This window comes from Cedecea davisae DSM 4568 (assembly GCF_000412335.2).
Lineage (GTDB): Bacteria > Pseudomonadota > Gammaproteobacteria > Enterobacterales > Enterobacteriaceae > Cedecea > Cedecea davisae.
Genome location: NZ_KE161030.1, coordinates 2,228,719 through 2,252,415 on the forward strand (window position 1 = coordinate 2,228,719; position 23,697 = coordinate 2,252,415).

22 protein-coding genes are annotated in these 23,697 nt (G+C 56.3%); 12 read left to right on the plus strand and 10 right to left on the minus strand.

Annotation, left to right across the window (positions count from 1 at the left end; all coding sequences use genetic code 11):
* Positions 1 to 112 precede the first annotated feature (112 nt).
* Both HMPREF0201_RS10225 and HMPREF0201_RS10230 read right to left on the minus strand, forming a co-directional pair.
* Entirely contained in the window at positions 113 to 832 is a 720-nt protein-coding gene (locus tag HMPREF0201_RS10225) for a glutamine amidotransferase (RefSeq protein WP_039898256.1), read from the minus strand.
* A gap of 98 nt (positions 833 to 930) precedes the next feature.
* On the minus strand, positions 931 to 2,130 hold the full coding sequence (locus HMPREF0201_RS10230; RefSeq protein WP_039898257.1) for an MFS transporter: 1,200 nt from the start codon (positions 2,128 to 2,130) through the stop codon (positions 931 to 933).
* Positions 2,131 to 2,222: 92 nt separating this feature from the next.
* Between HMPREF0201_RS10230 and HMPREF0201_RS10235 the strand changes: the two genes are divergently transcribed.
* A complete protein-coding gene (locus HMPREF0201_RS10235; protein WP_016536545.1) occupies positions 2,223 to 2,741 on the plus strand; it encodes an Lrp/AsnC family transcriptional regulator in 519 nt (172 codons plus the stop codon).
* Positions 2,742 to 2,743: 2 nt separating this feature from the next.
* Here HMPREF0201_RS10235 and HMPREF0201_RS10240 read toward each other — a convergent pair whose 3' ends face one another.
* The 4 genes from HMPREF0201_RS10240 to HMPREF0201_RS10255 form a co-directional block, all read right to left on the minus strand.
* Positions 2,744 to 3,805: a DUF2955 domain-containing protein gene (locus HMPREF0201_RS10240; RefSeq protein WP_016536546.1), complete on the minus strand. Its 1,062-nt coding sequence runs from the start codon at positions 3,803 to 3,805 to the stop codon at positions 2,744 to 2,746.
* The gene (locus HMPREF0201_RS10245) at positions 3,795 to 4,856 is read right to left on the minus strand and encodes an HlyD family secretion protein (protein ID WP_016536547.1); all 1,062 of its coding nucleotides are present in this window, start codon (positions 4,854 to 4,856) and stop codon (positions 3,795 to 3,797) included. The genes HMPREF0201_RS10240 and HMPREF0201_RS10245 overlap by 11 nt, the downstream gene beginning before the upstream one ends.
* Before the next feature lie 59 nt (positions 4,857 to 4,915).
* Positions 4,916 to 5,374, minus strand: a complete 459-nt coding sequence (locus HMPREF0201_RS10250) for a MarR family winged helix-turn-helix transcriptional regulator (protein WP_039898258.1) — start codon at positions 5,372 to 5,374, stop codon at positions 4,916 to 4,918.
* Between the two features lie 162 nt (positions 5,375 to 5,536).
* A complete protein-coding gene (locus HMPREF0201_RS10255; RefSeq protein WP_039899314.1) occupies positions 5,537 to 6,088 on the minus strand; it encodes a flavodoxin family protein in 552 nt (183 codons plus the stop codon).
* Positions 6,089 to 6,367: 279 nt separating this feature from the next.
* On the opposite strand from HMPREF0201_RS10255, the gene HMPREF0201_RS10260 reads away from it, so the two are divergent.
* The 5 genes from HMPREF0201_RS10260 to HMPREF0201_RS10280 all read left to right on the plus strand — a co-directional run bounded on the left by HMPREF0201_RS10260 (position 6,368) and on the right by HMPREF0201_RS10280 (position 15,420).
* The gene (locus HMPREF0201_RS10260; RefSeq protein ID WP_016536550.1) at positions 6,368 to 7,738 is read left to right on the plus strand and encodes an SrfA family protein; all 1,371 of its coding nucleotides are present in this window, start codon (positions 6,368 to 6,370) and stop codon (positions 7,736 to 7,738) included.
* A gap of 2 nt (positions 7,739 to 7,740) precedes the next feature.
* Positions 7,741 to 10,713, plus strand: coding sequence for a virulence factor SrfB (locus tag HMPREF0201_RS10265; RefSeq protein ID WP_016536551.1), 2,973 nt, complete (start codon positions 7,741 to 7,743; stop codon positions 10,711 to 10,713).
* Positions 10,710 to 12,851 carry a virulence factor SrfC family protein gene (locus tag HMPREF0201_RS10270; protein ID WP_016536552.1) on the plus strand — a complete coding sequence of 714 codons (2,142 nt, stop codon included), beginning with the start codon at positions 10,710 to 10,712 and terminating at the stop codon, positions 12,849 to 12,851. The genes HMPREF0201_RS10265 and HMPREF0201_RS10270 overlap by 4 nt, the downstream gene beginning before the upstream one ends.
* A 383-nt stretch (positions 12,852 to 13,234) precedes the next feature.
* Entirely contained in the window at positions 13,235 to 14,965 is a 1,731-nt protein-coding gene (locus tag HMPREF0201_RS10275) for an ABC-F family ATP-binding cassette domain-containing protein (protein ID WP_016536553.1), read from the plus strand.
* A 206-nt stretch (positions 14,966 to 15,171) separates the two neighbouring features.
* Complete coding sequence (locus HMPREF0201_RS10280; RefSeq protein WP_016536554.1) at positions 15,172 to 15,420, plus strand: hypothetical protein; 249 nt, start codon at positions 15,172 to 15,174, stop codon at positions 15,418 to 15,420.
* An 88-nt stretch (positions 15,421 to 15,508) separates the two neighbouring features.
* Here HMPREF0201_RS10280 and HMPREF0201_RS23350 read toward each other — a convergent pair whose 3' ends face one another.
* On the minus strand, positions 15,509 to 15,688 hold the full coding sequence (locus HMPREF0201_RS23350) for a YnfU family zinc-binding protein (protein WP_115586240.1): 180 nt from the start codon (positions 15,686 to 15,688) through the stop codon (positions 15,509 to 15,511).
* A 183-nt stretch (positions 15,689 to 15,871) separates the two neighbouring features.
* Positions 15,872 to 17,209, minus strand: coding sequence for an esterase-like activity of phytase family protein (locus HMPREF0201_RS10285; RefSeq protein ID WP_039899315.1), 1,338 nt, complete (start codon positions 17,207 to 17,209; stop codon positions 15,872 to 15,874).
* Positions 17,210 to 17,403: 194 nt separating this feature from the next.
* Here HMPREF0201_RS10285 and HMPREF0201_RS10290 point away from each other — a divergent pair, with 194 nt between their 5' ends.
* Both HMPREF0201_RS10290 and HMPREF0201_RS10295 read left to right on the plus strand, forming a co-directional pair.
* Complete coding sequence (locus HMPREF0201_RS10290; RefSeq protein ID WP_016536557.1) at positions 17,404 to 18,942, plus strand: methyl-accepting chemotaxis protein; 1,539 nt, start codon at positions 17,404 to 17,406, stop codon at positions 18,940 to 18,942.
* A 130-nt stretch (positions 18,943 to 19,072) separates the two neighbouring features.
* Positions 19,073 to 19,990, plus strand: a complete 918-nt coding sequence (locus tag HMPREF0201_RS10295) for a bestrophin family protein (protein ID WP_016536558.1) — start codon at positions 19,073 to 19,075, stop codon at positions 19,988 to 19,990.
* A gap of 51 nt (positions 19,991 to 20,041) precedes the next feature.
* Here HMPREF0201_RS10295 and HMPREF0201_RS10300 read toward each other — a convergent pair whose 3' ends face one another.
* Complete coding sequence (locus HMPREF0201_RS10300; RefSeq protein ID WP_016536559.1) at positions 20,042 to 20,722, minus strand: ArsR/SmtB family transcription factor; 681 nt, start codon at positions 20,720 to 20,722, stop codon at positions 20,042 to 20,044.
* Between the two features lie 75 nt (positions 20,723 to 20,797).
* Between HMPREF0201_RS10300 and HMPREF0201_RS10305 the strand changes: the two genes are divergently transcribed.
* Both HMPREF0201_RS10305 and HMPREF0201_RS10310 read left to right on the plus strand, forming a co-directional pair.
* Entirely contained in the window at positions 20,798 to 21,157 is a 360-nt protein-coding gene (locus tag HMPREF0201_RS10305; RefSeq protein ID WP_016536560.1) for an antibiotic biosynthesis monooxygenase family protein, read from the plus strand.
* Positions 21,150 to 21,893 carry a sulfite exporter TauE/SafE family protein gene (locus tag HMPREF0201_RS10310; protein WP_016536561.1) on the plus strand — a complete coding sequence of 248 codons (744 nt, stop codon included), beginning with the start codon at positions 21,150 to 21,152 and terminating at the stop codon, positions 21,891 to 21,893. Before HMPREF0201_RS10305 ends, HMPREF0201_RS10310 begins: the two co-directional genes overlap by 8 nt.
* Here the strand turns inward: HMPREF0201_RS10310 and HMPREF0201_RS10315 are convergent.
* Positions 21,890 to 22,279 (minus strand): rhodanese-like domain-containing protein, encoded by a 390-nt coding sequence (locus tag HMPREF0201_RS10315; RefSeq protein ID WP_039898260.1) that lies wholly within the window; start codon positions 22,277 to 22,279, stop codon positions 21,890 to 21,892. The two genes, HMPREF0201_RS10310 and HMPREF0201_RS10315, sit on opposite strands and share 4 nt — an antisense overlap.
* A gap of 66 nt (positions 22,280 to 22,345) precedes the next feature.
* Here HMPREF0201_RS10315 and ftrA point away from each other — a divergent pair, with 66 nt between their 5' ends.
* Together ftrA and mgtS are read left to right on the plus strand one after the other, a co-directional pair.
* Positions 22,346 to 23,350 carry a transcriptional regulator FtrA gene (gene ftrA / locus HMPREF0201_RS10320; RefSeq protein ID WP_016536563.1) on the plus strand — a complete coding sequence of 335 codons (1,005 nt, stop codon included), beginning with the start codon at positions 22,346 to 22,348 and terminating at the stop codon, positions 23,348 to 23,350.
* Between the two features lie 121 nt (positions 23,351 to 23,471).
* Entirely contained in the window at positions 23,472 to 23,567 is a 96-nt protein-coding gene (mgtS, locus tag HMPREF0201_RS23055; protein ID WP_039898262.1) for a protein MgtS, read from the plus strand.
* Positions 23,568 to 23,697 lie beyond the last annotated feature (130 nt).

Below are 23,697 nucleotides of genomic sequence, written 5' to 3' on the forward strand. Positions count from 1 at the left end.
CAAATGGTTGATCAACTTATTATTACTCACAGTAATAACAGCACAGCATGGCGCCACAATCAAACAGCAAACATCCGGTTTCCTGTGCAATTGTGGCGGTTAAGGTGTGTATTCAGGCAGATGGCAATACAAAACGCTGCAAAATGGCTCTGGCTTCGGGCGTTCCACTGACCTCGCTCAGCAAGGCCTGTTTGTCTTTGCCCTTCAGCGCCGCCCGCTCGCTGCGGCTGGCAATTATCTTGTTCATCACCGAGGGGGTGAATTCAGGGTGGAATTGCACCGAAATCGCGCTCGGCGTGTAGCGGATAATCTGGTTGGCGTCGTGGGAGGACGCTCCCAGGCAGACCGCGCCCGGAGGCAGTTCCAGCACGCTTTGCTCATGGCTTAAAAATACCGGAAACGCCGGGGGAAGATGAGCGAGCGCCGGGTCTTTTTGGCCCGCCGCGTTTAGCTCAACCTGAAGTTGCCCGACTTCACTTCCCTGCGGGTGGTAGTCCACTCGCCCGCCCAGCGCATAGGCCATAAGCTGATGCCCGTAACAGACGCCAAACAGCGGCGTTCCGGCGGCCACCACCTGTTTAATCCATTCCGCCGTGCGCTCGCTCCAGGCTTCGTGCTCGGTCACCATCGACCAGGAGCCGGTAATTACCGCAGCCTGAAAGGTCTCCGGCGCAGGCAGCGGCTCATCCAGGAACGGGCGAACAATTTTAAGCTCGACTTCCGGGTGCTTTAGCGCCGCCTCAAACCACGACGGCTGGTCGCCCACCGCGTTGCGAATATCGACCGGCGGCCGCCCCATCTGCACCAGCAGAGCTGGCAATTTTTCACTCATGCGTAAGTCATCCTCAGCGTAATCCCGATGCTCCAGAATTAGCACAGGCCGCCGGGGTTGTCTCAGACAAAAAAGCTATAAAATGTAAGCCAGAATGTTCAATCTGCTGCCCTGATTGCCTGACCGGCGAAGTCCCTCCACAGGCAGGTAAGCACCGCGAGAACGGTTAAACCCAGCGAAACCAGGGCCGCCAGTGCAAAGCCATAATGAGTGTAGAGTGGCCCATAGCCGCTGCTCCCGGCAAAGACCGCAAGGTAGGTTACGGCGCTGTTCAGCCCCATCAGCGTGCCGCGCTTTGCCGGATCGATTGCCGTAAGCCGCTGGATCAGCAGATTAACGCCCAGATGGTTAACCAGCCCAAGCGTAAACAGCAGGAAAATGACGGCCATAAAGCTGCCGCCCAGCAAGGCCAGCCCGAGGTAAACCGCTGCCGCCACCAGCAGTACGGGCGGCATCAGCCCTCGGGTGCCAAGCTTATCCACCATGCCGCTAAGAAATGCCGCACAGCCAAACCCTGCGCCGTAGGCCACGGCTACTACGCCGTTTGCCGTAACCGGCAGGCCCAGCCCCTGATGGAGATGATCGCCAAGGTAAGCATACAGCCCATAAAAAGCGGTCATAAAAGCGCCGCAAACCACCAGCAAGGATTTTATGCCGGGTAAACTCAGCGCAGAAAGCGGAGACGGCGCGATCCCGGCTGCCGGGCGATCCTGCATGTTTAAGCGGATAAGCGCGAATAACGCCAAGGCTGCCAGCCCGCTCACAGAAACGTAAACCGCGCGCCAGCTAATCAGCTCGGTAAGAATCACCGAGAAGGAAACGCCCGCCACCATACTCAGCGTCCAGCCGGTCAGCACTTTGCCAATGGTCCGGCTCTCCCTGCCCGGCTGAGCTATGGATGCGGCGCTGGCATAAATAGCGGGTAAGGCGATCCCGGAGGCCACTCCGGCAATAAGCTGAGAAGCAACGAAGAACGTTACGGACGGTGAAGATGCGCAGAACAGCAGAGCCGCACCCAGCAGGCTCATGGTGAATTTCAGCATTCTGGCCGAACCAACCAAATCAATAAACCGGGCCAGGAATAACGCGCTTGCTGCCGTCCCGAGACCAAAGGCCGCAGCGGCCATCATGACCGCCGGCACCGTCGCGCCGAGTGAAGCGGCCACTTCAGGGCCAATAGGCCCCAGCACCATTGAGTTTGCGCCGATTACGCCGACGCAGCCGGTGAGTACATACACGGCTTTAGAGGATGTCAGAGACGGCTCCGGATGACACTCCAGACACTGGCTAGTTTTCATATTTCTTCCAGGATAACGATTAGAACTTGACTTATATTCAATAAAAACCAATTTTAACCGAATGAAATTCAGGGTCATCAGCCAGAGGCAATATGAAAAAAGAAACAGATAGTATTAAGCAGAACGGCGTGGCGGAGCGAAATATCGATGCCGCCGACCGAAGAATATTAAGCGCACTGGTGGAAGATGCCACCATCAGCTATGCGGATCTGGGTGAAAAGGTGGCGCTTTCCGCTCCGGCGGTGCACGAAAGAGTTAAGCGGCTGCGGCGCTCAGGCGTCATTCAGCAGACCTCCGCGATTATTGACCCGAAAGCTATCAACAAGAACCTGCTGGCCTTTGTCCACATTGACACCAAAGGCTGGGGAAAGACGCCGGATCTGCTGCGTATCTCCGCCTACCCGGAGGTAGAAGAGATCCATTCTGTGGCGGGCGATACCTCAATGTTGCTGAAAGTCCGTACCGAGGATTCACATGCCCTGGAGGCCCTGCTCGCCCACCTCTACGAGATTAACGGCGTGCTGGCGACCAGAACCTACATTGTGCTTTCGACCTACCTCGAACGCCCCGTTCAGCCCGGCATCACCAGCGACTGGCCGGGGCAGGAATAGCCTTACTTCATCACATAGCGCGTTGAGGCGAAATTATTCAGCAACTTATGGACAATAAAAGTGACCGCCAGAGTGCCGATAATCGCCACCGAAACCGATGAAATGCGGTACAACGCGCTAAAAACAATGTCCTGATTCGGGTGCATGTATTGCCCGAACATCAGCGCCAGGGTGGTAAGAATAGAGAAACCAACGCCCGGCCCCACTTTCTCAAACACATGTATACGCGCCGCGAGTAAAAAGCCCAGGCTAATCAGCGGCATCAGCAAAATCAGGTGGCGGCTGAAGTCATAGATAACCAACTGCACCAACAGAGCATAAATACAGCCTGCCACCACGCCAACAATGCGCCACCACGAAGAAAGGATCGCCCCGCGAAAGTGCATCGGGAACAGCGCAAATATTCCGGCCATCAGCGCCGCCAGCGAATCATTCAGCGTGTAGATTTGAAACACCGTAAACAGGAGAGTAGCGGTAATCGAAGCCAGCAGCGTTTCATGCATTACCCTCGCCCCATCCTTTTGGATGGCGGGAGGCGGCTGCCGTGGCTCCAGGTCGGGCAGCAGGTAACAGCCCAGCGCCGAAAGCCCGACGGCCAACAGGCTGCCGATGATGTTTGAAATCATCAGGTCGCTCATGTCCGTTGTCGGATAGCTGAGAAAGTTCGCCATCACGCTCAGGCAAACCACGCCCATTGAGCCAAAAAGAAACAGCGGCCCGCGGCTCATCAGGTAGAACCGCACCATATACATCAGAAAAACGATAATTGTCATTGGCAGCGGGTATGTCGCCAGCACGGTGAACAGCACCGTCATTTCAACGCAGTTAATCAGGGCGTTGGCTATCATCTGCCGGGCAATGTGGCCGTTAAATATCGGCACCAGCCCGGTCAGCATTATCGGGTAGACAACGTAAAACACCCCGTACTGAGTATTCACCCAGCTATAGACAAACATCCCGATGCAGCCCGCCATCACGATGCGCAGCATATGGCGGAAGTCATTACCGCTGAAGGGTGTCGGCTTATTACGCTTGAGCGGGCCGAGGATAAATTTAATAAACATAGTGCAGCCAGCTCACCAGTTTTATCTGCATGCTGCCGATAAACGAGGCAAATGCCGAGGGAGAGTTGTATAGCTGAACCGTTGCTCTGGCACCCGCAGGCAGAGCGGGCATGGCCTCGCCTTCAAGCGTCAGGTGGATACGCATTCGCTGCGCGTCACGCACCCAGCGGTTTGAGGTTTCAGGGGCCGATAGCTGGCCGTTGATGGCCTGCTGCCCCGGTAAAACGCCCGCATCTTTGCTGGAGACATGTGCTTTAAACACCTGCCCCGGCAGGCCGTCAAAGACGATATCTGCGGCGGTATTGGGCAGGGTTTTACTCAGGCTTTTTTCGCGAAAATCGGCCACGATATCGAGATTATCGCTCACCAGCGCCAGCGCGGGCGCTCCGGCTCCTGCATACCAGCCCTCTTTCAGTTGCAGGTTACTGATTACCCCGTCGCTGCTTGCTACCACGCGGGTGTAATCCAAATTCAGTCGGGCATCGTTGAGTAGGTTACGGTACTTCTGTAGGGTGACGTTTTGCTCATCGCGGCTGCCGCGTGAAATAACCAACTGATCGAGCGCGGCCTTCAGGTTATTGACGTTTTGCTCCGCGCTCTGCCAGCGCGTGAATGCGGTATCTAAATCCTGCCTGGATATCAGGTTGCCGCTGCTCAGACCGTTGTAGCGGTGATAGCTGCGCCCGGCGTTATCGGCGTCGAGCTGCGCCGCTTTGATTTTCGCCCGGCTGGCAGCAATCTGCGCATCAATTTGCTGGTTATCCAGAATCGCCTGCCGGTAACCAATTTCCGCGCGCTCGAGCTGGTTCTGATAAGGCTTATTATCGATTTCAAACAGCACGTCGCCCTTTTTCACCAGACTGTTATTGCTGACGTAGATATGCGTCACGTAGCCGGAAACGCGGGAAGATATCGGGGTAACAACGCGCATAACCGTTGAGTCCGGGGTTTGCGGCACCCAGATATCAGCGGCAAGAAAATAGAAAAACATTGCGGCAAACAGCGCCAGCGTCACTTTTACCCAGCGGGTAAATCGTTGTTCAGGGGTCATAACTACTCACAAAAAGAGGACAAAAACGGGCCGCTCATGCCGCAGCCAGAAAAAAGGTATTAGCGAATTTTGATCATGTTGGCCGCGAGCTGGTTAACCGTCTGGCTAAACTGCTCGAGCTGTTCCTGAGGAATGTCCTGCGCAACCTCAAGCTGACAGCGCTCGACGGTTTCGCTCACGGCTTTAATCGCCTGCTTCCCCGATTCCGTCAGCGAGATAAACTTCACCCGGCGATCTTTCTCATCCGGCGTGCGGGTCACGTAGCCCTCCTTCTCCAGCACCGCGAGGGTTCGGGTCAACGGAGGTAAATCAATGCCCTGCGCCCTGGCAAGATCCGTCACGGTCGTTTTATCCGCCGCGACGCTAAGCTGCATCAGCACCGTCCAGCTGCATTGGGTCAGGCCGGTAAAAGCGACGGCATCATCAACAATCCCTCGCCACAGACGAACCAGCATCGCCAGACGCATACCCAGCGGCCGGTCGGCAAAGCCTGCTATATCGTACTTATCTTCATGCATGATGGATTCCTGCCGGGAAATAGTTACTTTGATAGTTATCATGATAACTATAACTTTGGAAATTAAAACCGATAATCACCAGGGGTAATCAATACGGGGAAATAGCGGGTGGGATAAAACAAAAAAAAGCGCCCGCAGGCGCTTAGAAGGTAAAGGCAGGATTTAGCTCAGGCGAGCGGCTACATCGGCAACGCGAGCGCCATATTTAACCGCAGTGTCCAGGTCGCCCTGGGCAATTTGCTCTGCGCTGGCATCGGCTGGAGACTGGACCAGCAGGCCAACGGAGCCGCCGAGGTTGTTAACGTCGTCGCGGGTTGCCGCCAGGGTGTTAGAAGGCAGTTGACCGAGGCTGACCCAGATCCCGCCGTGCTGGGAAGCAAGGGTCTGCATCCACTGCAGGCTAACCTGCTTGTCGCCGTTCAGGCTGGCGCTGTTGGTGAAGCCGCCGAACACTTTGTCCTGCCAGCCGCGGGTGAACCAGACTTTGGAAGAGGCATCGGCGAACTTCTTGAACTGCCACGGAACGTTGCCCATGTAGGTTGGTGCGCCGAAGATAATCGCGTCGGCGTCGTTAAGCGTTTGCCAGTCTGCTTCCTGAATATCGCCATTGCTGTCAACGGCGATAAGTTCGGCGTTAGCGCCTTTGGCGACATGCTCCGCCACTCGTTTGGTGTGGCCGTATCCGGAAAAGTAAATAACAGCGATTTTAGCCATAATTTTTCTCGACATGGTTAGTGGAAAGGCTCCGGCCAGATGGCCGCAAAACTTCATCCATCCTCACCTTCTTTTACTTACAGGTCAAGAAGTTACCCGACCGTAAGTTACTTACCTGCGGGTAAGTATCGGCTTTGTAGTTAAGCCACTGTTTTATCTAATAGCCAGATAATTTACCCATTTTGCCGTCTCTTCTGCCGTTTGACTTAGGGCCGCCTGGTTAAAATGCTAAGCGTGAAGGTGGCTCTCGGGTGAGCCGTTAACAGCAGGATTGATGACGTGGCAAAAACATTATTGCGCAGTGGATGCCTTGATGACTTTCTCGCACTGGGCGAAAACGGTCAGGCGGTGTTTGATTCGGCGTTTCAGATACGCGAAACCTTACGCCTTCGTAAGCAGCAGGCCGTCGCCGACGCGCTGGCTATTCCCCAGCCGAACGATGAAGGTGACCGGGTAGACTGGTATTCTCCGCAGGAAGGCAGCGTGACCAGCTGGGCCGCCGCCAGCGATGAAGAACGCCGCACCGCCCTACGCTACCTCGATAATTGTCTGTCTAACGTGGCTTCGCTTAGCGCCCGCTGCCAGCAGGCGGAAAAAACCTCCATTCGCCTGTTTGGTGCCCTGCTCGAGAAAGCGCTGCAATTTCCCGGCAGCCAGCACGTTTACCTGGTGAACGGTAAACCAGTTATCACTTTTTGGGGCTTTGTAAACCTGAACCAGGGCGCGCGTGACGATGTGCTTGAATGCCTGCGTGCGGTCGAACCTCGTGAGCCGGAGATTGCTTTTATCCCGGAAGAGGTAATGCCGGAGCCGGAGCCTCTGCCGGTAGTGATTAGCGAGCCGGAAAAACCGCTGCTCGAAGCGCCGGTTGCGCTCCAGGCCTCAGATGAATCGCCGGTGTACAGCATCGGCCCCGCCCCTGCTAACGCCGCCGTGGTTGAAGAAACACCTGAAGTTCAACCGCAGCCCGCTTCCGCGCCTCAGGCCCGACGCCGCTGGCTACTGCCGGTAGCCGCCGTGGTTGCTCTCGCCGTTGCCGTTCCCGTTGGTTATTTCCTGATTTCAGGCCAGCAGCCCGCACCGGTCGCCGTTGCCCAGGCCGAGGTTGTGCCTCAGCCTGGTGCCCCGCGGCCCGTTCAGGTGGTCGAGGTGGCTAAAAGTAGCCTGCCGCTGACCCAGGCCGAAGTCGTGGTGCCGCCAAAACCCGAGCCTGCGCCAGTAGCCGCCCCGGAGCCTGAGGTTATTGCCGTGGCCGCCGACGTACCGAAGAATGCGCTGATCCTCCCTGCCGAGGCGTTAAAGATTGGCTCCACCAAATTCCTCAACGGCACCTGGCGGGCACAGATCAACTTTAGCGATCCTATCACCGGCAAGCCGCCGAGCCTGCGCTACCAGATTGCCAACAACAAAGGCAGCGTGCGCCTGGTTTACGGCGACAATGTAGTCTGTAAAGCCGAAGTCTTCTCCGGCCTGCATCAGTCCGGCGCGTTGATGATTAAAACTCGCGGCAGCGCACGTTGCAGCGACGGCAACCGCTACCCGATGCCGGAAGTCACCTGTAAGACCGGCAGCAACGGTGCCGCAGAGTGCACGGGCCGCTATGAAAACGACAAAGTCGTGCCTATCACCTTCCGTAAAGTGAGTAACTGATAATGCTGGCGACTCTTTTTAACTACAAGCCGAGCGTTACGCTCATCAAAGACAGCGGCATTCAGTTCCTGGATTTTGGCCTGGCGCCGCAAACAAATGCCGCCCACGCCGGGCGCTTTGTGCGCCAGACGGCCAATGGCCCGCTGCTGCGCCTCGACTACGACGTAGTTCCTGGCAAATTTACCCTGCCCGGGGAGAACGGCTCCGCGCCTGAAGTGGTGAAACCCGAAAGCACCATTACGCTTGGCCACTCTCTGCGGGTGATGGACAAAACCTGGCTGCCGCTGCCGTTCCTGCGCTTTAACCCGCCGCGTACCTTTGTGGGCGGCCCGGATAACTGGGCGCGCGTGCAGGTTCGTGTCCTCGATACGCCGGACTCTGCTGGCAACACGGTGCGTATCAGCATCGCGCTGGACAGCAAAATCTACGCCGACGATCATCCCGCGGCGCACCTCGCGCCGACCGAGAGCGACGTGCGCAACGGCACCCGTTTTGCGCTGGCATGGCACAACCACGAAATCAAAGATTTTCTCGACCAGACCTGGGTCGACGGCTGGCTGCGTGAAGCCTTTAGCCAGTTTGCCACACGCGTGGAAGAGCGCGCCGAACGCGACCTGAGCGCGGCAATGAAAGCGTTCGAATACCAGGCGCATTACCTGAACATTCTAGAGCTTATCGGCAATCAGCTTGCGGTACCGGAAGTGAAAATCGTCACCGCTACGCTGCAATCTCCGGCGATTGACGTGGATTTAGTGCTCGACGTCGGCAATACCCACACCTGCGGCGTACTGATTGAAGACCACGGCGAAGAGAACGACGGCCTGCGCCAGACAGCCGAACTGCAAATCCGCTCCCTTAGCGAACCGCAGTTGATCAACGACGCAATGTTTACCAGCCGCCTGGAGTTCAGCGAAGCCAAATTCGGCAAGCAGCATTTCTCCGTGGAGAGCGGCCGCGACGATGCGTTCGTCTGGCCTTCTATTGCCCGCGTGGGCGACGAAGCCCGCCGCATGGCCTGCGCCCGCCTGGGTACGGAAGGTGCCAGCGGCATCTCCAGCCCGCGCCGCTATCTGTGGGACGTTACGCCCGCAGGCCAGGACTGGCACTTCAGCCAGATGGGCGTGAAAAGCCAGCGTGAGCCGCTCGCGACCGCCTTCCCGCTGATGAACCTGATGAACGACGACGGCCAGCCGCTTTACGCCCTGCCGATGGACGAGCGCCTGCCGGTATTTTCCCCGCAGTACAGCCGCAGTTCACTGATGACCCTGATGCTGTGCGAGTTGCTGTCGCAGGCGCTGATGCAGGTCAACAGCATCGGTTCGCGCCAGAGCATGGGCCACCCGACGTCGCCGCGTCAGCTGCGTAACCTCATTCTTACCCTGCCTTCGGCAATGCCGAAGCCCGAGCGCGAGCTGTTCCGCCAGCGCATGCAGGAGGCGGTAGGCCTGGTCTGGAAAGCAATGGACTGGCACCCGACGGACGAAGGCTTCACGCTCGAGCGTGATAAGAAAAAAAGCATTGTGCCGGTGCCGGAAGTGCAGATGGAGTGGGACGAAGCGACCTGCGGCCAGCTGGTCTGGCTGTACAATGAGGCGCTGGTTAACTACGCCGGGCAAACCGGGCGCTTCTTTGAAAGCCTGGCCCGCCCCGACCGCGCGCTGACGCCAGACGAACCAGCAGGCAAAACGTTGCGCGTCGCCTCTATCGATATCGGCGGCGGCACGACGGATATGGCCATCACCCAGTATCAGCTGGACGACGGCGTAGGCAGCAACGTGAAAATCGCCCCGCGTTTGTTGTTCCGCGAAGGGTTTAAGGTTGCCGGTGACGACATCCTGCTGGACGTTATCCAGCGCTGCGTACTGCCCGCATTACAGGCTCATATTCATAAAGCCGGCGTGGCCGATGCTCCGGGTTTGATGACGACGCTGTTCGGCGAGTCAGGACGCATGGATACCCGCGCCACCCTGCGCCAGCAAACCGCGCTCCAGCTGTTTATCCCGCTGGGACACGCGGTACTTTCGTTCTGGGAAGAGAGCGACCCGGAAGAACCGGATTCGGTGCTGGAAGCCACCTTTGGTGAGCTGCTGACGCAAATGCCAACCCGCAACGTCATCAATTACGTTCAGCAGGCGGTGCAGCATGAGCTCCCCGCCGACGCGCCGCAGTTCGACGTGATGAGCGTGCCGTTACAGGCAGAAATTGCCGCCCTGCAGGATGCGCTGCTGGCGGGCCAGTTTACCCTCACCGCCCCTTTACAGGCGCTGTGCGAAGTGATCAACCATTATTGCTGCGACGTACTGCTGGTCACCGGCCGCCCGGGCTGCCTGCCGGGCGTGCAGGCGCTGCTGCGCCATTTGCAGCCGGTGCCGGTCAATCGCATAGTCTGGCTGGATAACTACCAGACCCACGAATGGTATCCGTTCAGCCAGCAGGGGCGCATCGGCAACCCGAAATCTACCGCTGCGGTGGGCGCGATGTTGTGCAGCCTGGCGATGGATCTGCGCCTGCCCAGCTTTAACTTTAAGGCCGCCGATATTCAGGCCTACTCCACGGTGCGTTATCTCGGCATGCTGGACGGCAACGACCGCCTGCTGGAAGAAAACGTCTGGTATCGCGATATCGATCTTGATAGCCCGCAGGCGAGCCTGGACACCCGAGTCCACTTCCCGCTGCGCGGCAACGCCTGCCTCGGTTTCCGTCAGCTGGATAATGCCCGCTGGCCCGCCACGCCGCTGTATACCCTGGCTATCAACTCGCCGCAGCTGGCCAAGTCCATCGCCGGAGACGGCGTACTTAACGTCAGGCTGAAGCAAACCCGTGAGGCCGAGTCGTTCCATCTGGCGGAGGCGTGGCTTTCAGACGGCAGTAAAGTGCCGCTTGAACAACTGAGTTTTAAATTGAATACCCTCGCCGGCAGCTACAGCGGCGCGACGCATTACTGGATAGACAGCGGGAGCGTGTACCAAAAATGAAGCAGTCAACCACCTCGCTTAACCATCTGGTGAACTGGGTTCAGATGACCCGTACTTTTGCTCCGCTGCTGGACAGCGAAGCCGACAGCCTGCTGATAAAACTCCAGCAGCTTAGCGAACGAAATCGACGCATTACCTCGCTTGAAGACGCGCCGCTAACGCTCGGCATCTACGGCCACGCGCTGGACGGTAAAAATCATCTACTGAATACTCTGCAAGGCAACCCGAATGGCCGCATTGATATTCAGCTTGGCGACAAACGCCTCGATTACCTGACGCACATTAATCCGGGCCATACTCCGGCTGCAATGGCGGTACGCTTTAGCTCACAACAGCCGCCGGAAGTGGATAATTACCCCCTGCTGCTGACGCTGTATAGCGAAGTCGAGCTGGCTCAGCAGTTTATTAACCAATACCACGCAGCTCCGGCTCCGCGCCTTGCCACTTCCAGCGCGGTAACCCTGCGCTTAGCCGAACTTGAATCCCGCCGTCAGGCCACGCCGGTAGAGGGGCTAACTGCCGAACAGGTAGCCGATCTGCTGCGCGGCTACCACCGCTTGCAGCGTCGCCAGAATCACCTCGACGTTAACGTTTGTTATCAGATGGCACAGCTCGCCCCGCTGCTTACGGTGGAAGATCGTGCTTCGCTGTTTGCCCTGCTGTGGGGAGAGGACAGCGCCCTGACCGAGACCTGGCTGCGGCTGGCTCACGCGCTCCAGCATCTCGGCGGCGTGGAGCAAGTATTGGCTCCGGCAAGCTTGGTGGTGGACAGCTTCCTGCTGCCAGCCGAAGGCTTCCTGATCCCGGCAAGTCCTGATGATCCTCAGGAGCAGGCCGACGTAATGGTTTGCCCGCTCTCGGAGCGCCAGCCTGGCCCACATCTTAGCCTGCCGCAGAGCGATCTTGCCCTGCTGTGCGCCGAAGTTGTGTTTACCCTGAACCAGGAATCCGCGCTGCCGCTGGTTGATTTGCTGGACATTCCCGGGCACCAGCTCACCTGGTACACCAACCGCCTTCAGCCCGATACGCTGCTGGTTTGCAACGCGGTAAGCGAGCGCGCTGAAGTTCAGGCGACCGGTAAAGCGCTGGCATGGTGGGTGGACAGCACCCAAAGCCCGGGGCACAGTTCGCTGCCGGGTCTGGTCTGGACAATCACGCCGTTCGACGCCCGTTTCACCAGCGGAGCCAGTCTCGATGATGGCGTACAAAGGCTGGTCGGCCACCCCGGCAAACGTTGGGGAACGCTACAGGCGCTGGACAGCCGAAATATGCACCGCCTGCTTGAATGGCTGACAGACGCTCTGAATCACGCCCGCCGCGAACAGCGCATTGCCGCTTTGCGTAACGAGCTGGACGCGCAAACCGTGGCCCTGTTCCAGCGCTTTAGCGAAGCCCATCAGGTCACGCCGCAGCAGGCTCGCCAGCAGGCAGAAGATCTTGTTCGCGCCCTGCAATCCCGAGCGACCCAGCACGGCAACCTGCTTGCCAGCCTGGTGCCTTCCCGCGATGCGCTCCAGCAGCGCTGGCTTCAGCACCAACAGCAGCATCAGCCGAAGCCGGAAGGTTTTGCCCTGGAGATAGACCTGTTTGCCGACACCGTTGAGAGCGAAGCGCCGGTGACCGATGGCATCAGTTATGCCCGCGCCGTGCACCAGCTCTGGGTTAATCACCTGCGCCTGCTAGGTCATCGCCGCGAAGCCGCGCACCAGTTTGGCCTCGACGGCATTCAGCTTCAGGCACTGTGTGATGTGCTGATTGTCGCCAGCTACCGGCTGGATGTTCCTGCCATGCTGGAACGCAGCATGCAGAGCGGCGAGTCCGGCCTTGAGCTGGACATTTCCCGCGCCAGCACGGTGCTGGGTGACTTCATCGCCTGGCTGGGCTATGCCAGCGTTCCCGTTTCTGGCCGCCCGGCGAGCCGTGTAAACAAAGGACTGGCGGTATTTGCGCCCCCAGCTCAGGCCGACATCAGCCGCCGCCTGACAAAGCTTGGCGAGCAGCCAACACGGGGCAACGCCAGCTATGTTTACGACTGGCTGGTTGCGCTCTACACCCGAGCGACAGAAAACATCGGCTACCAGAACCCGCAGGATATAAACGATAAGCAGCGCCAGACATTGCTTAAATTATTGGGGTAAATGAGGTTGTCCTGACCCTGGCGGACATTTCACCCAGGGTTGAGCCAAGTTCATCTATGCAACGCTAAGAGGTTATCTTTTCTGGTTACAGGCGTTTATGTAGCCAGGAATTCTGGCAGTTGGCAGCCAGCTGAATTTCCCGCTACAATCGCTTCACCCATAAACCAACTGAATATAAGGAGGATCCCCATGTTGTCTTGTGAGCGTTTTAATCGTTCGCATACTTTTGGCGATCGTCACTGCTCAAGCGTTATCGGTTCCGTGCTGCGATAACTTCGGCTTGAGCGAAGACATTCACTAAATCCCTTCCCTCGGGCTTACCGGGTTATCGTCAGCTTTATACGACGAGGCGTTTTTACGCCCTAACTCTTGAGTAAGTACCTATGAGCACTTTATTAACCGCCCAATCTCTGCACCTCGACACCGCTTTCGGTTCGCTGCTGGAGTCCATCACTTTTACCCTGAAGAAAGGCGACCGCATCGGCTTAATTGGCCATAACGGCTGCGGCAAAAGTACCCTGCTGAAACTGCTGGACGGCACCCTGCTGCCAAATAGCGGCTCGGTAACACGGGCCAGCGCCTGCCTGATGGCAAGGGTTGAACAACATCTGCCGGAAAGTCTCAATGAGATGACTATGCTGGACGCCGTGCTGGCTCAAATTGAGACGGGTCTGCGCGAGAGTGAACGCTGGCGCGCGGAGGCTCTGCTGGCAAGCATGGGCTTCAACGAAGCCGACTGGCTGCTTACCTCGGGCACGCTGAGCGGCGGGCAGCATACGCGCCTGCTTCTGGCGCGCGCGTTGATTAGCGAACCGGACCTGCTGCTGCTGGATGAGCCGAGCAACCACCTCGACCTGCCTACGCTGCTATGGCTTGAGCAGTTCCTGCGTGGCTGGAACGGCAGCTTCGTGCTGGTTTCACACGACCGCAGCCTGCTGGATAACGTCACCAACGGCAGCTGGATTTTGCGCGACCGCACGCTGCATTTCTTTGCTCTGCCCTGCTCTCAGGCGCGTGCCGCGCTGGATGAACGAGATAAAACCGATGCCCACCGCCGCCAGGCGGAGCAGAAGGAAATTGACCGTATCGCCGCCAGCGCCAAACGCCTTGCTATCTGGGGCAAGGTCTACGACAACGAAGATCTGTCGCGTAAAGCTAAGCAGATGGAAAAGCGCATCGACAAGCTCAAGGATGAGCAAACCGAGCTAACCGCCGGGACACAGTGGCAATTGCGGCTGAAAGGCGAAGCGCTACCGGCCGACCGCCTGCTGGAGCTGGAAGCGCTGGACGTACGCCCCGCGCCCGAGTGCGAGCCGCTGTTTAATCTCCCCTTACAGCGGATTAAAAGCGGCGACCGCGTGGCGATTATTGGCCGCAACGGCTGCGGGAAATCTTCGCTATTGCGCCTACTCTGGCAACAGTATCAGCAGCCGGAGCAGGAGGAAGGCATCCGCCTGCATCCTCGCGTTCATCTCGGTTATTATGACCAGACGCTGCACCAGCTAAAAGACGGCAACACGCTGCTCGAAGCGCTTGAGCCCTTTGCCGCGCTTAGCGAACAGGACCGGAAGATGGCGCTGATTAACGCTGGCTTTCCGTGGCTGCGCCACCAGCAAACCGTCAGCACGCTAAGCGGCGGAGAGCGTTCACGGTTGCTGTTTGTAGGCCTGACGCTGGCGCGCTACTCGCTGCTGATGCTCGACGAGCCGACCAACCATCTGGATATGGAAGGTAAAGAAGCGCTGGCTGAAACGCTGCAAAGCTTTGAAGGTGGCGTGATGCTGGTGACTCACGACCGCGAGCTGATAGCCAGAGGCTGTAATCGCTTCTGGCTGGTGGATAACGGCGAGCTTAGCGAGTGGCACGACCTGGATGCGCTGTACGGCCTGCTTACCGCCGAAGAAACCGGCCAACCGGTTTCCGAAGCTCGTCCTCCTCTCCGGGAGAACAGGCCAAAATCCCGGCACGAAAGCGATGAGCTACTGGAACGGCTAATCGAGCTGGAGGAAAAGCTGGCTGAGGATATGGAGCGTAAGGAAAAGCACCAGAAACCGGCGCTGCAAAGTCAGTGGCGAAGTGAGATTGAAGTGTTAAATAAAAAATTAGCGATATAACTAATAAGGCCACTGTAATGGTGGCCTTATTTTTCATGAAATACATCAGCGCCATTAATTCCCTAATATATTCTTTTCTTTTTTGCGCGGCTTACTTAACATTAATCACCCTGAGATAACCTTATGCTATTTATCGCCGACGGCAAGCCGTTATTTTAAATAGCTGATGTATTTATTGGATCGACTAAAAACGAAAGGATACGACTATGCAAATAGTAAATTTAACGCGAGCCTTGTTTTGCAATAGTGGGAAAGCAGCATACCGGTTAGTTTTAGGTAACCCGCGATTCAGCCGCTTCGCCACCTTTGTCATCTCGATAAAAAACGAAAATGCTCAATTTAAATTAGCTAACGCTAATCTAAGCAGTAAGGAAACGATTCATTTAAAAAACAAAGTAGCCACCTATAGCAGATACTTAGAAAACATAAACTTCCTTAACGCGATGAGAGGATAAATCCCAGGGTTTTCAACAACCTCCCCTGGGTTCATATCAGTTTTATGTTGCCCGGGGGATGTTTTATTGGCCGATAACGTGAAAAACGTTACCTCTTGTCTTGCTGGCGGCATTCAGAGGGAAGAAATAGCGTGCCGCAGTGCGTGCAGACCAGAATTCTGCCTTTCTTTACCTTCGCCGAACTTTGCCGTGACCGGTGCCCGCACCATGGACAGGCCAGACTCACCGAGGGAGAGAAAAACGCTTTAATAAAGCTGATATATGACATCAGGCATATCTCGTGAAGGGGTCTGCAACCTTACGCCCGTTACCCGACAATAGCCCTTTATTTAGTTTTTATTTTCTACTTTTGCGTGGTGTCAGCCACATCAGTGAAATTTTTTGCCAGATGACTCAAAACGAAGCATTAGCGTTCCCGCTCTTAACGCAAGAGAGGGAACGCTCCAAATAATTATTTCAGCGGCTCCGCCAGCTTAATCACCCACAGCTCATTCTGTGATTCTGGCTTCTCCAGCGGCTTCAGCTCGATTTTAGCATCCACTTCTTTTCCGTCTTTCAGCAGGTGACCCTTGCCGTCAACCTGATAGTCGTCGGCTTTATCCAGCACCGCCTGCAGGCCAAAATCGTTATCGTTGATAACCGCGATGGTCTGGTTATCAATCAGCGCCATTCCTTCGGCTTTCTCCTGCTGCCAGCCAAGCTTGCGCAGGTCGGCAACTTCTTTCTTGCTCGCCAGTTTGATACCGCGCGCTTTCAACTGCTCCGCGTCATCAAATTCAGGCGCTTTTTCTTTATCGAAGCTCGACAGGTCAGAAGCGTCTTTCAGGTCAACAACATAGACCAGGTTACGCATCTGTTTATTCTTGTCGCCACCCTGCTCAATCAGCAGCAGGCGATGATTGTCCAGCGCCACAATGTCACCGATTTTGGCATCTTTGGCCTTTTTGTAGACATCAACGTCTATCGGGTAGCCGTACATTTCAGTTTTGCCGGTCGCCGGATCAAGGCTGACCAGGCGAGTAAACTGTGCGCTGTTTTTGGTTTTACCGTCGATGTCGAGCGTGCTTTGCACCGCAGCGATAATACGGCCATCTGGCATACGGGTAATGCCTTCAAAACCGCGGTTCGGCTGGCGCCATTTGACGATGTTTGGCAGCCCGCCGGCCACGCCTTGCTCACCATGCTCCGCCTGCGGGCCGTATTTCTTCAGAATTTTGCCGTTAGCGTCGATGTTTAGCACAAACGGGCCATATTCATCGCAGATCCAATATCCGCCTTTACCGTCCGGCGTGATGCCTTCGGTATCCAGCCCGCGCTTGTCGCTGCTGAGCTGTTTCAACGTGTCGCTGAGCGCGATTTCATTGGTCGCACCGATAAGACCTTCCGGCAGCGGCAGGCCGCTAATTGGCCCCTGGTCATCATGCAGTGGTTTGGCATCCACGGCTTCGGCTTTGCCATTCCCGACACGAATGGTCATCAGCAGCGGGGTAAATTTGGGATTAGCAAAAATCTTTGACTCTTTTTTACCCGCCTTCGGCGAGTCAGCATTTGGCCCGCGATCGGTTACCGTAGCGAACACCAGATCATCGCCCTGCTTGCCGATAAATGTCAGGCCTGAACCCACGCCCACCGGCAAGCCATGCGGGAAGTTAGCGGCGTATTCACCTTTGTATTCCACGCTATCACCTTGCGGGAACGTGACAACGTAACGATCAGTCTGCGCATCAGCAGCGTGACCGGCCAGAGGTAAAACGGTACTGCAAAGCAAGGCAAGTGTTTTTAATTTCATGGTTTTTATACACATCAGTGGTTGAAGTACCGGAGTTATAAAATAGACAGATGACAGTAAGATTACACTTTGTGCGCTTAACTCGCGCGACGGTAAATATCCGGCTCCCTCTGCCGATAACCCTACAGCCAGCAATGACGAAGAGCGTTCGCCGCTGGCAGGGAAAGAATATTTTATCGATGTAAGGATTAATTATGTCAGTCAGGCGTTTTTCGATTTTAGTTTTCAGTACGTTACTGCTTATTTTTCTCGCCAGCACCGCCACCAATATCTGGTCTCTCACCCGCAGCAACCACGCCCTAAATGACGTAAATAGCGAAATTCGCGTTGTGTTATCGGTTATCGACCCGATCAACCATAGCCGCACCATGCGCGTACGCGCGATGCAGGCAGTCCAGGAGATGGACCTGGGTAACGCGGCACAGGCAACAAAGAGCCTTGAAGGCGCAAGCGAAGCGTTGGGCAAAGCTGATTCCAGCTTCCAGGGCTATATCAACGCCGTTAAACAGCCCGGAGAGCAGATGCTTGCCGATGACTACAAAGCAGCTTATCTCACCTATCGTGACCGGGGCCTGCAACCCCTGCTGGATGCGGCAAAAGCCAATGATAAAACGCGCTCTACCGAACTGGTAACGGCGACAATTCCAATGCTCGATCGCCAATTTGAGATAACGCTGGATAAACTGCTTGCCTTCCGGGAACAACATGCCCGCCAGCTAAATGAAAACGCCCAAAGCGGGTTCCACTCAAGCCTGGTCACCCTCGCCCTGTTTGCAGCACTGTTTATCGCTATTCTGGCCGCTATCTTTATTCTGCTTAAAGTCCGCGTGCTTAAAGAACTGGATACCGCCAAAGCCCACTGCACTGAAATTGCTAACGGCCTTCTGCATCGCTCGATTGAGATCAAGTCTAAAGATGAAATTGGTGAAATGATGCATAGCCTCGAGCAGATGCGTCTTTCCCTCACCGAAATCATCGGCCAGGTGCGCGAGTCCAGCCATACCGTGGCTCACGCCTCCGAAGAGATAGCCGCGGGCAATACCGACTTATCCGCCAGAACCGAAGAGCAAGCCGCCTCACTTGGCGAAACTGCCGCCAGTATGGAACAGCTTACGGTGACGGTAAAACGCACCTCAGAAAGCTCGCACCAGGCAAATACGCTGGCTAACGGCATGCTGGCCGCCGCCAACGACGGGCAGCAGATTGTCAATCAGGTTATTGATTCTATGCGCAATATCGAAACCAGCTCCGGCAAAATCGACAGCATTATTTCAATTATCGAGGATATCGCCTTCCAGACGAATATTCTGGCTCTCAACGCGGCGGTTGAAGCCGCCCGCGCAGGAGAGCAAGGCCGTGGCTTCGCGGTAGTTGCGTCCGAGGTGCGTAACCTGGCACAACGTTCCTCCGTCGCCGCGAAAGAGATAAAAGATTTGATTGAGCTTTCCGGGCAGCAGGTGACCAACGGCAGCGAGCTGGTGAACCGCGCCGGACAGAGTATGCAACGCATCTCCTCTTCCATTAATCAGGTCACGACTCTGATGGCAGAAATTGCGGTGTCCACCGGCGAGCAGAGCCGCGGCATCGAACAGATTAACCAGGCCGTGCTGCAAATGGACGTGGTAACCCAGCAGAATGCCGCCTTGGTGGAGCAGGCTTCCGCCGCCGCGATGTCGTTAAAAGAGCAGTCGCAGATGCTAAATGAATCAGTATCGGTATTTAAACTGGCCTGATTCGGCTGGCAAAGTGCCGCCTCGTATCTCAACGCGGCGGCATCTTGTTAATGTTTTGTAGTGATAAATGTTGATCTGGGTCACGGTCTGCCGTTAAATACAGGCTCTTGTTACTATTCTGTTACTCATCATGATCGTTCGTCCACATCAACATTGGCTGGCCCGGCTGTTTGTCTGGCATGGCTCGGTACTGGAAAAAATCTATTCCCGCCTGCTGCTGAACCTCGCACTTTCAATCAGCGTGATTTTCTTTCTGCCGTGGTATGAAACGCTTGGCATCAAGCTGACCATTGCTCCATTCAGCATCCTCGGCGTTGCTATTGCTATCTTTCTGGGGTTTCGCAATAGCGCCTGTTACGCCCGTTTTAACGAAGCGAGACTGCTTTGGGGCCAGCTGGCAATCACCTCCCGCTCGCTGCTGCGCGAGGTGAAAACGCTGTCCGGTGAGCAACCAGAGGCGGTACAGCAGTTCGTCAATTTGCAGGTTGCCTTTTGCAACAGCCTGCGCATGACGCTGCGTAAAAAGCCGCAGCACGAAACGTTGAGCCGCTTTCTTACGCCGCAGGATTTAGCCTGGGTGAGCGAGAGCCACGCGCCCTGCAACCGTATTTTAATGTTGATGGGCAGTTGGCTGAACGACTGGCGTAGGCGCGGTGTTATCTCGGACGTGCTGTGGCGCAGCCTTGATAATCATCTCAACGAGCTGTCTGCGGTTTCTGGCGGCTGCGAGCGCATCATCTCCACTCCTATGCCGTTTGCCTATAGCCTTATCCAGCACCGCACGGTCTATATTTTCTGCATTATGCTGCCGTTTGCCCTGGTGACCGACCTGCATTACATGACGCCGTTTGTCTCGGTCTTTGTTTCCTACACCTTTATCTCGCTGGACTCGCTGGCGGAAGAGCTGGAGGATCCGTTTGGCACCGAGGATAACGATCTGCCGCTGGATGCCATTTGCGTAGCCATCGAGCGTGATTTGCGGGATATGAATGACGAGGCGGAGAAACCGGAAGCCCTGAAGCCTAACCGGCATTATCGGCTGAACTAATCAGCTGCGCTGGGCCTGAAATATCCTCTCCCTGTGTGGGAGAGGAAAACGCTAAAACACCACGCCAAACACTTTCCCCAGCCTGCGCTTGCCGGTGTCGGAAATATGCAGTTCACGGCTGACTAAATCGCGTTTTACCCACCCTTTTTGCTCGCAGGTGTGCAGAAGCGCTTTTCCCAATTGGCCGCCAAGATGCTCGCGCCTTTCGCTCCAGTCCAGGCAGCCGCAGACCTGGCGCCGCCGCGACGAGCCGATATCTATATTTACCCCAAGCCCAAGCAGTTGCTCACGCCCATGATTCGTTAACTCGTAGCCTTCACCCTCCAGCCAGTTAAGCTGAAACAGCGAGTCGTGAATGGCTACCGCAACTTCTCCGGCCATGTGGTCGTAGCAGGTTCGGGCGTAGCGTAAATTGTCGGGGGTTTTGCTGCGCAAAGATGCTCTATCCATTCCCGCAAGCCCCATCAGGCCCTCAAGCGCCCCGGCTATTTGGCTGCTGTAAAGCCGGTAGTAGCGGTGCCGACCCTGCTGCACGCAGGCAATTAGCGACTGTTCCATCAGCTTTGCCAGATGGCTGCTGGCGGTAGAAGGCGCAACATTTGCCATCACGCTCAGCTCGGTAGCCGTCCAGGCGCGGCCGTCCATCAGCGCGCACAGCATGCTGGCACGGGTTTTATCGGCAATCGCGGAGGCGACGGCGGCGAGGCGGGTTTCGAGAAAATTGGTTTCCATATTTCGATGCTCAGCGAAGCGTCCGGTCCGGCGATGATTTAGGGTTAATGCGACATAACAACAAGGAGCAACCTGATGATCGCCGTGATTTTTGAAGTTCTGCCAGCAAAGAATAACTATAACCGCTATCTTGACCTGGCGGCAGAGCTTAAACCGCTGCTGGCGGAAATAGACGGGTTTATTTCAATCGAACGTTTTCAGAGCCTTAGCGAACCGCAGAAAATTCTTTCGCTCTCGTTCTGGCGTGATGAAGCCGCCGTGTTGCAGTGGCGCAATCAGGAGATGCATCGGGGCGTACAAAGCCAGGGGCGCAATTCCGTGTTTGAAAATTACCGTCTGCGGGTGGCTCACGTCGTACGTGATTACGGCATGTTTGACCGGGAGCAGGCCCCTCAGGACAGCCGCAGCGCCCACGAAGGAAATCCTCATGAATGAATTGACGCTAACGCTGGCAATTGCGGCAACCTTCGTGCTGGCGGGCACGGTCAAGGGCGTAACCGGAATGGGGCTGCCGACGGTTGCGATGGGCATTCTTGGTTCGCTTATTTCTCCGCTAGCCGCAGCAGGTATGCTGCTTCTACCCTCCTTCCTGACCAATTTGTTCCAGCTTTATGAAGGCGGCAACCTGCCTGCTTTGCTGAAGCGCCTGTGGCCGATGATGTTGACCATTGTGCTCGGCACGCTGGCCAGCAGCAGCCTGCTAGCCTCCGGGAGTAGCCACGCCACGACTATCGCCCTGGGCACAGCGCTGATTATCTATGCGCTGTGGACGCTATTTGCCAGTCCCCTGCACATTCCTCCACGCCATGAACCCTGGCTTTCGCCGCTGATAGGCCTGCTAACCGGCCTGCTGACCGGCGGAACCGGCGTGTTTGTTATCCCCGCAGTGCCTTATATCCAGTCGCTGGGTTTACAGCGCGATGAGCTGGTACAGGCTCTCGGGCTGTCGTTCACCTTCTCCACTCTCGCGCTGGCCGCCGGGCTTTGGTGGCACGGAGCTCTGCAAGATATTGCCCTGGGCACTTCGGTAATGGCGGTACTCGCCGCGCTTATCGGGCTGTTTGCCGGGCAGCGTATTCGCAAGCGCATCAGCCCGGTTGCGTTTAAGCGCGGCTTTCTGGTCTGCCTGATACTGCTTGGCGCGGATATGGTGCTACGCGCGCTGCTCTAGGCAAAGGCCAGTTTCTCATCTTCCCACCCGGTGATGCCGCCCGGCATCACTTTTACCGGCCTGCCGAGGCGGGCCAGTTTGAGCGCGGCCTGGTCGGCTCCGTTGCAGTGCGGTCCGGCACAATAAACAACGAACAGCGTATCCAACGGCCATTCAGCCATGCGATCCGCGGTAATAAAACGATGGGGTAAATGAATTGCGCCGGGAATATGGCGGCGGGAAAAAGTTTGTTCCGTTCCAACCACATGCAGAATAACGAAGTCTGTTTCGCCGCTCTGGATAGCGGCATTCACATCCGCACAGTCGGTTTCCAGAGACAATTTGTGCAGGTAATGCGCGGCGGCAATATCAGGTGCAGCGGCCGGGTAATCGGTAACATAGCTCATCATAGTCCTCCTTTTAGAATGAGCTTTGATTGTGCCGGACAGGCCCCCTCTTGACAGCTGGCATAAATGACCATTAGCGTAAAGATTATGACAAAATTAATCGCTGCCGCTAAAAATCCGCTGGTCGTCGCAATCGCTTACGACGGGCTTTGCACTTTCGAATTCGGCGTTGCCGTCGAGATCTTTGGCCTGCCGCGCCCGGAAATGGGCGAAAACTGGTATCGCTTTGCCGTTGCGGGGGTTGAACCCGGCGAACTCCGGGCAATGGGAGGTATAAGGCTGACGGTGGACGGAGGGCCCGAGCTGCTCGATACGGCCAGCCTGATAATTGTTCCCGGCTGGCGAGGCGTTGACCAACCTGTGCCGGAAGCGCTTATCCGGGCGTTGCAGGCTGCTCACCGGCGCGGAGCGCGCATCATGTCTATTTGCTCCGGCGTGTTTGTCCTGGCGGCTGCCGGGCTGCTCAACGGCAAGCGGGCAACCACCCACTGGCGCTACACCTCAGCTTTGCAGACTCGCTTCCCGGAAATTGAAGTTGTGCCGGACGTGCTCTACCTGGATAACGGCGATGTGCTGACCTCGGCAGGTAGCGCGGCAGGAATAGATTTGTGCCTTTATCTGGTGCGCCAGGATTTTGGCTCTGCCGCGGCCAATAGCGTCGCACGGCGCCTGGTCGTTCAGCCCCACCGTGACGGAGGCCAGGCTCAGTTTATTGAGCAGGCGGTGCCCGTTGAGTATGAAGGCGAACGCTTTGCTCCGCTGTTTGACCATCTCCAGCGTCATCTGGCAGATAATCATTCCGTGGCGAGCATGGCGGCCTTTGTCGGTATGAGCTCACGAACTTTTTTACGCAGGTTTGAGGCCGCAACCGGTATGACTCCGGCGCGCTGGCTGCTGCAAACCCGGCTCAAACGCAGTCGCGAACTGCTGGAGAACAGCCAGATGCAGGTGGAACAGATAGCCGAACTGGCCGGTTTTGGTTCCGCTGCGACCCTGCGGCATCATTTCCGGAAACATTTACGCACCTCTCCCGGCGCTTATAGAAGTACATTTACTTCTCAAAACGAATAATTTACCACCGGTTAGGCATTGTTTAAGTTGTGTACGCTATGATGGCTCCACTCATCTGAGTAAACCCTTTTTTATCACGCGAGGTATTTCTATAGAAATGCAGTAATCTGGAGGATTAATTATGTTAGGGAACATGAACGTATTTATGGCAGTACTCGGAATAATCTTGTTTTCCGGTTTCCTTGCCGCCTGGTTTAGCCACAAATGGGATGACTAATGAACGGTGACCTTCCCCCACCTACGACGCCTCTCGCGAAATAATATTTCCGGGAGGCGTTTTCTTTTGTACTGCACCAGAAATAAAAAACCGCCAGCAGGCTGACGGTTTGTGAATGAATCGGTCAACT

Coding starts and splice junctions, on each gene's coding strand:
- HMPREF0201_RS10225 (WP_039898256.1), bottom strand. CDS start 832: ATGAGTGAAAAATTGCCAGCTCTGCTGGTGCAGATGGGGCGGCCGCCG.
- HMPREF0201_RS10230 (WP_039898257.1), bottom strand. CDS start 2,130: ATGAAAACTAGCCAGTGTCTGGAGTGTCATCCGGAGCCGTCTCTGACA.
- HMPREF0201_RS10235 (WP_016536545.1), top strand. CDS start 2,223: ATGAAAAAAGAAACAGATAGTATTAAGCAGAACGGCGTGGCGGAGCGA.
- HMPREF0201_RS10240 (WP_016536546.1), bottom strand. CDS start 3,805: ATGTTTATTAAATTTATCCTCGGCCCGCTCAAGCGTAATAAGCCGACA.
- HMPREF0201_RS10245 (WP_016536547.1), bottom strand. CDS start 4,856: ATGACCCCTGAACAACGATTTACCCGCTGGGTAAAAGTGACGCTGGCG.
- HMPREF0201_RS10250 (WP_039898258.1), bottom strand. CDS start 5,374: ATGCATGAAGATAAGTACGATATAGCAGGCTTTGCCGACCGGCCGCTG.
- HMPREF0201_RS10255 (WP_039899314.1), bottom strand. CDS start 6,088: ATGGCTAAAATCGCTGTTATTTACTTTTCCGGATACGGCCACACCAAA.
- HMPREF0201_RS10265 (WP_016536551.1), top strand. CDS start 7,741: ATGCTGGCGACTCTTTTTAACTACAAGCCGAGCGTTACGCTCATCAAA.
- HMPREF0201_RS10270 (WP_016536552.1), top strand. CDS start 10,710: ATGAAGCAGTCAACCACCTCGCTTAACCATCTGGTGAACTGGGTTCAG.
- HMPREF0201_RS10275 (WP_016536553.1), top strand. CDS start 13,235: ATGAGCACTTTATTAACCGCCCAATCTCTGCACCTCGACACCGCTTTC.
- HMPREF0201_RS10280 (WP_016536554.1), top strand. CDS start 15,172: ATGCAAATAGTAAATTTAACGCGAGCCTTGTTTTGCAATAGTGGGAAA.
- HMPREF0201_RS23350 (WP_115586240.1), bottom strand. CDS start 15,688: ATGTCATATATCAGCTTTATTAAAGCGTTTTTCTCTCCCTCGGTGAGT.
- HMPREF0201_RS10285 (WP_039899315.1), bottom strand. CDS start 17,209: ATGAAATTAAAAACACTTGCCTTGCTTTGCAGTACCGTTTTACCTCTG.
- HMPREF0201_RS10290 (WP_016536557.1), top strand. CDS start 17,404: ATGTCAGTCAGGCGTTTTTCGATTTTAGTTTTCAGTACGTTACTGCTT.
- HMPREF0201_RS10295 (WP_016536558.1), top strand. CDS start 19,073: ATGATCGTTCGTCCACATCAACATTGGCTGGCCCGGCTGTTTGTCTGG.
- HMPREF0201_RS10300 (WP_016536559.1), bottom strand. CDS start 20,722: ATGGAAACCAATTTTCTCGAAACCCGCCTCGCCGCCGTCGCCTCCGCG.
- HMPREF0201_RS10305 (WP_016536560.1), top strand. CDS start 20,798: ATGATCGCCGTGATTTTTGAAGTTCTGCCAGCAAAGAATAACTATAAC.
- HMPREF0201_RS10310 (WP_016536561.1), top strand. CDS start 21,150: ATGAATGAATTGACGCTAACGCTGGCAATTGCGGCAACCTTCGTGCTG.
- HMPREF0201_RS10315 (WP_039898260.1), bottom strand. CDS start 22,279: ATGAGCTATGTTACCGATTACCCGGCCGCTGCACCTGATATTGCCGCC.
- ftrA (WP_016536563.1), top strand. CDS start 22,346: ATGACCATTAGCGTAAAGATTATGACAAAATTAATCGCTGCCGCTAAA.
- mgtS (WP_039898262.1), top strand. CDS start 23,472: ATGTTAGGGAACATGAACGTATTTATGGCAGTACTCGGAATAATCTTG.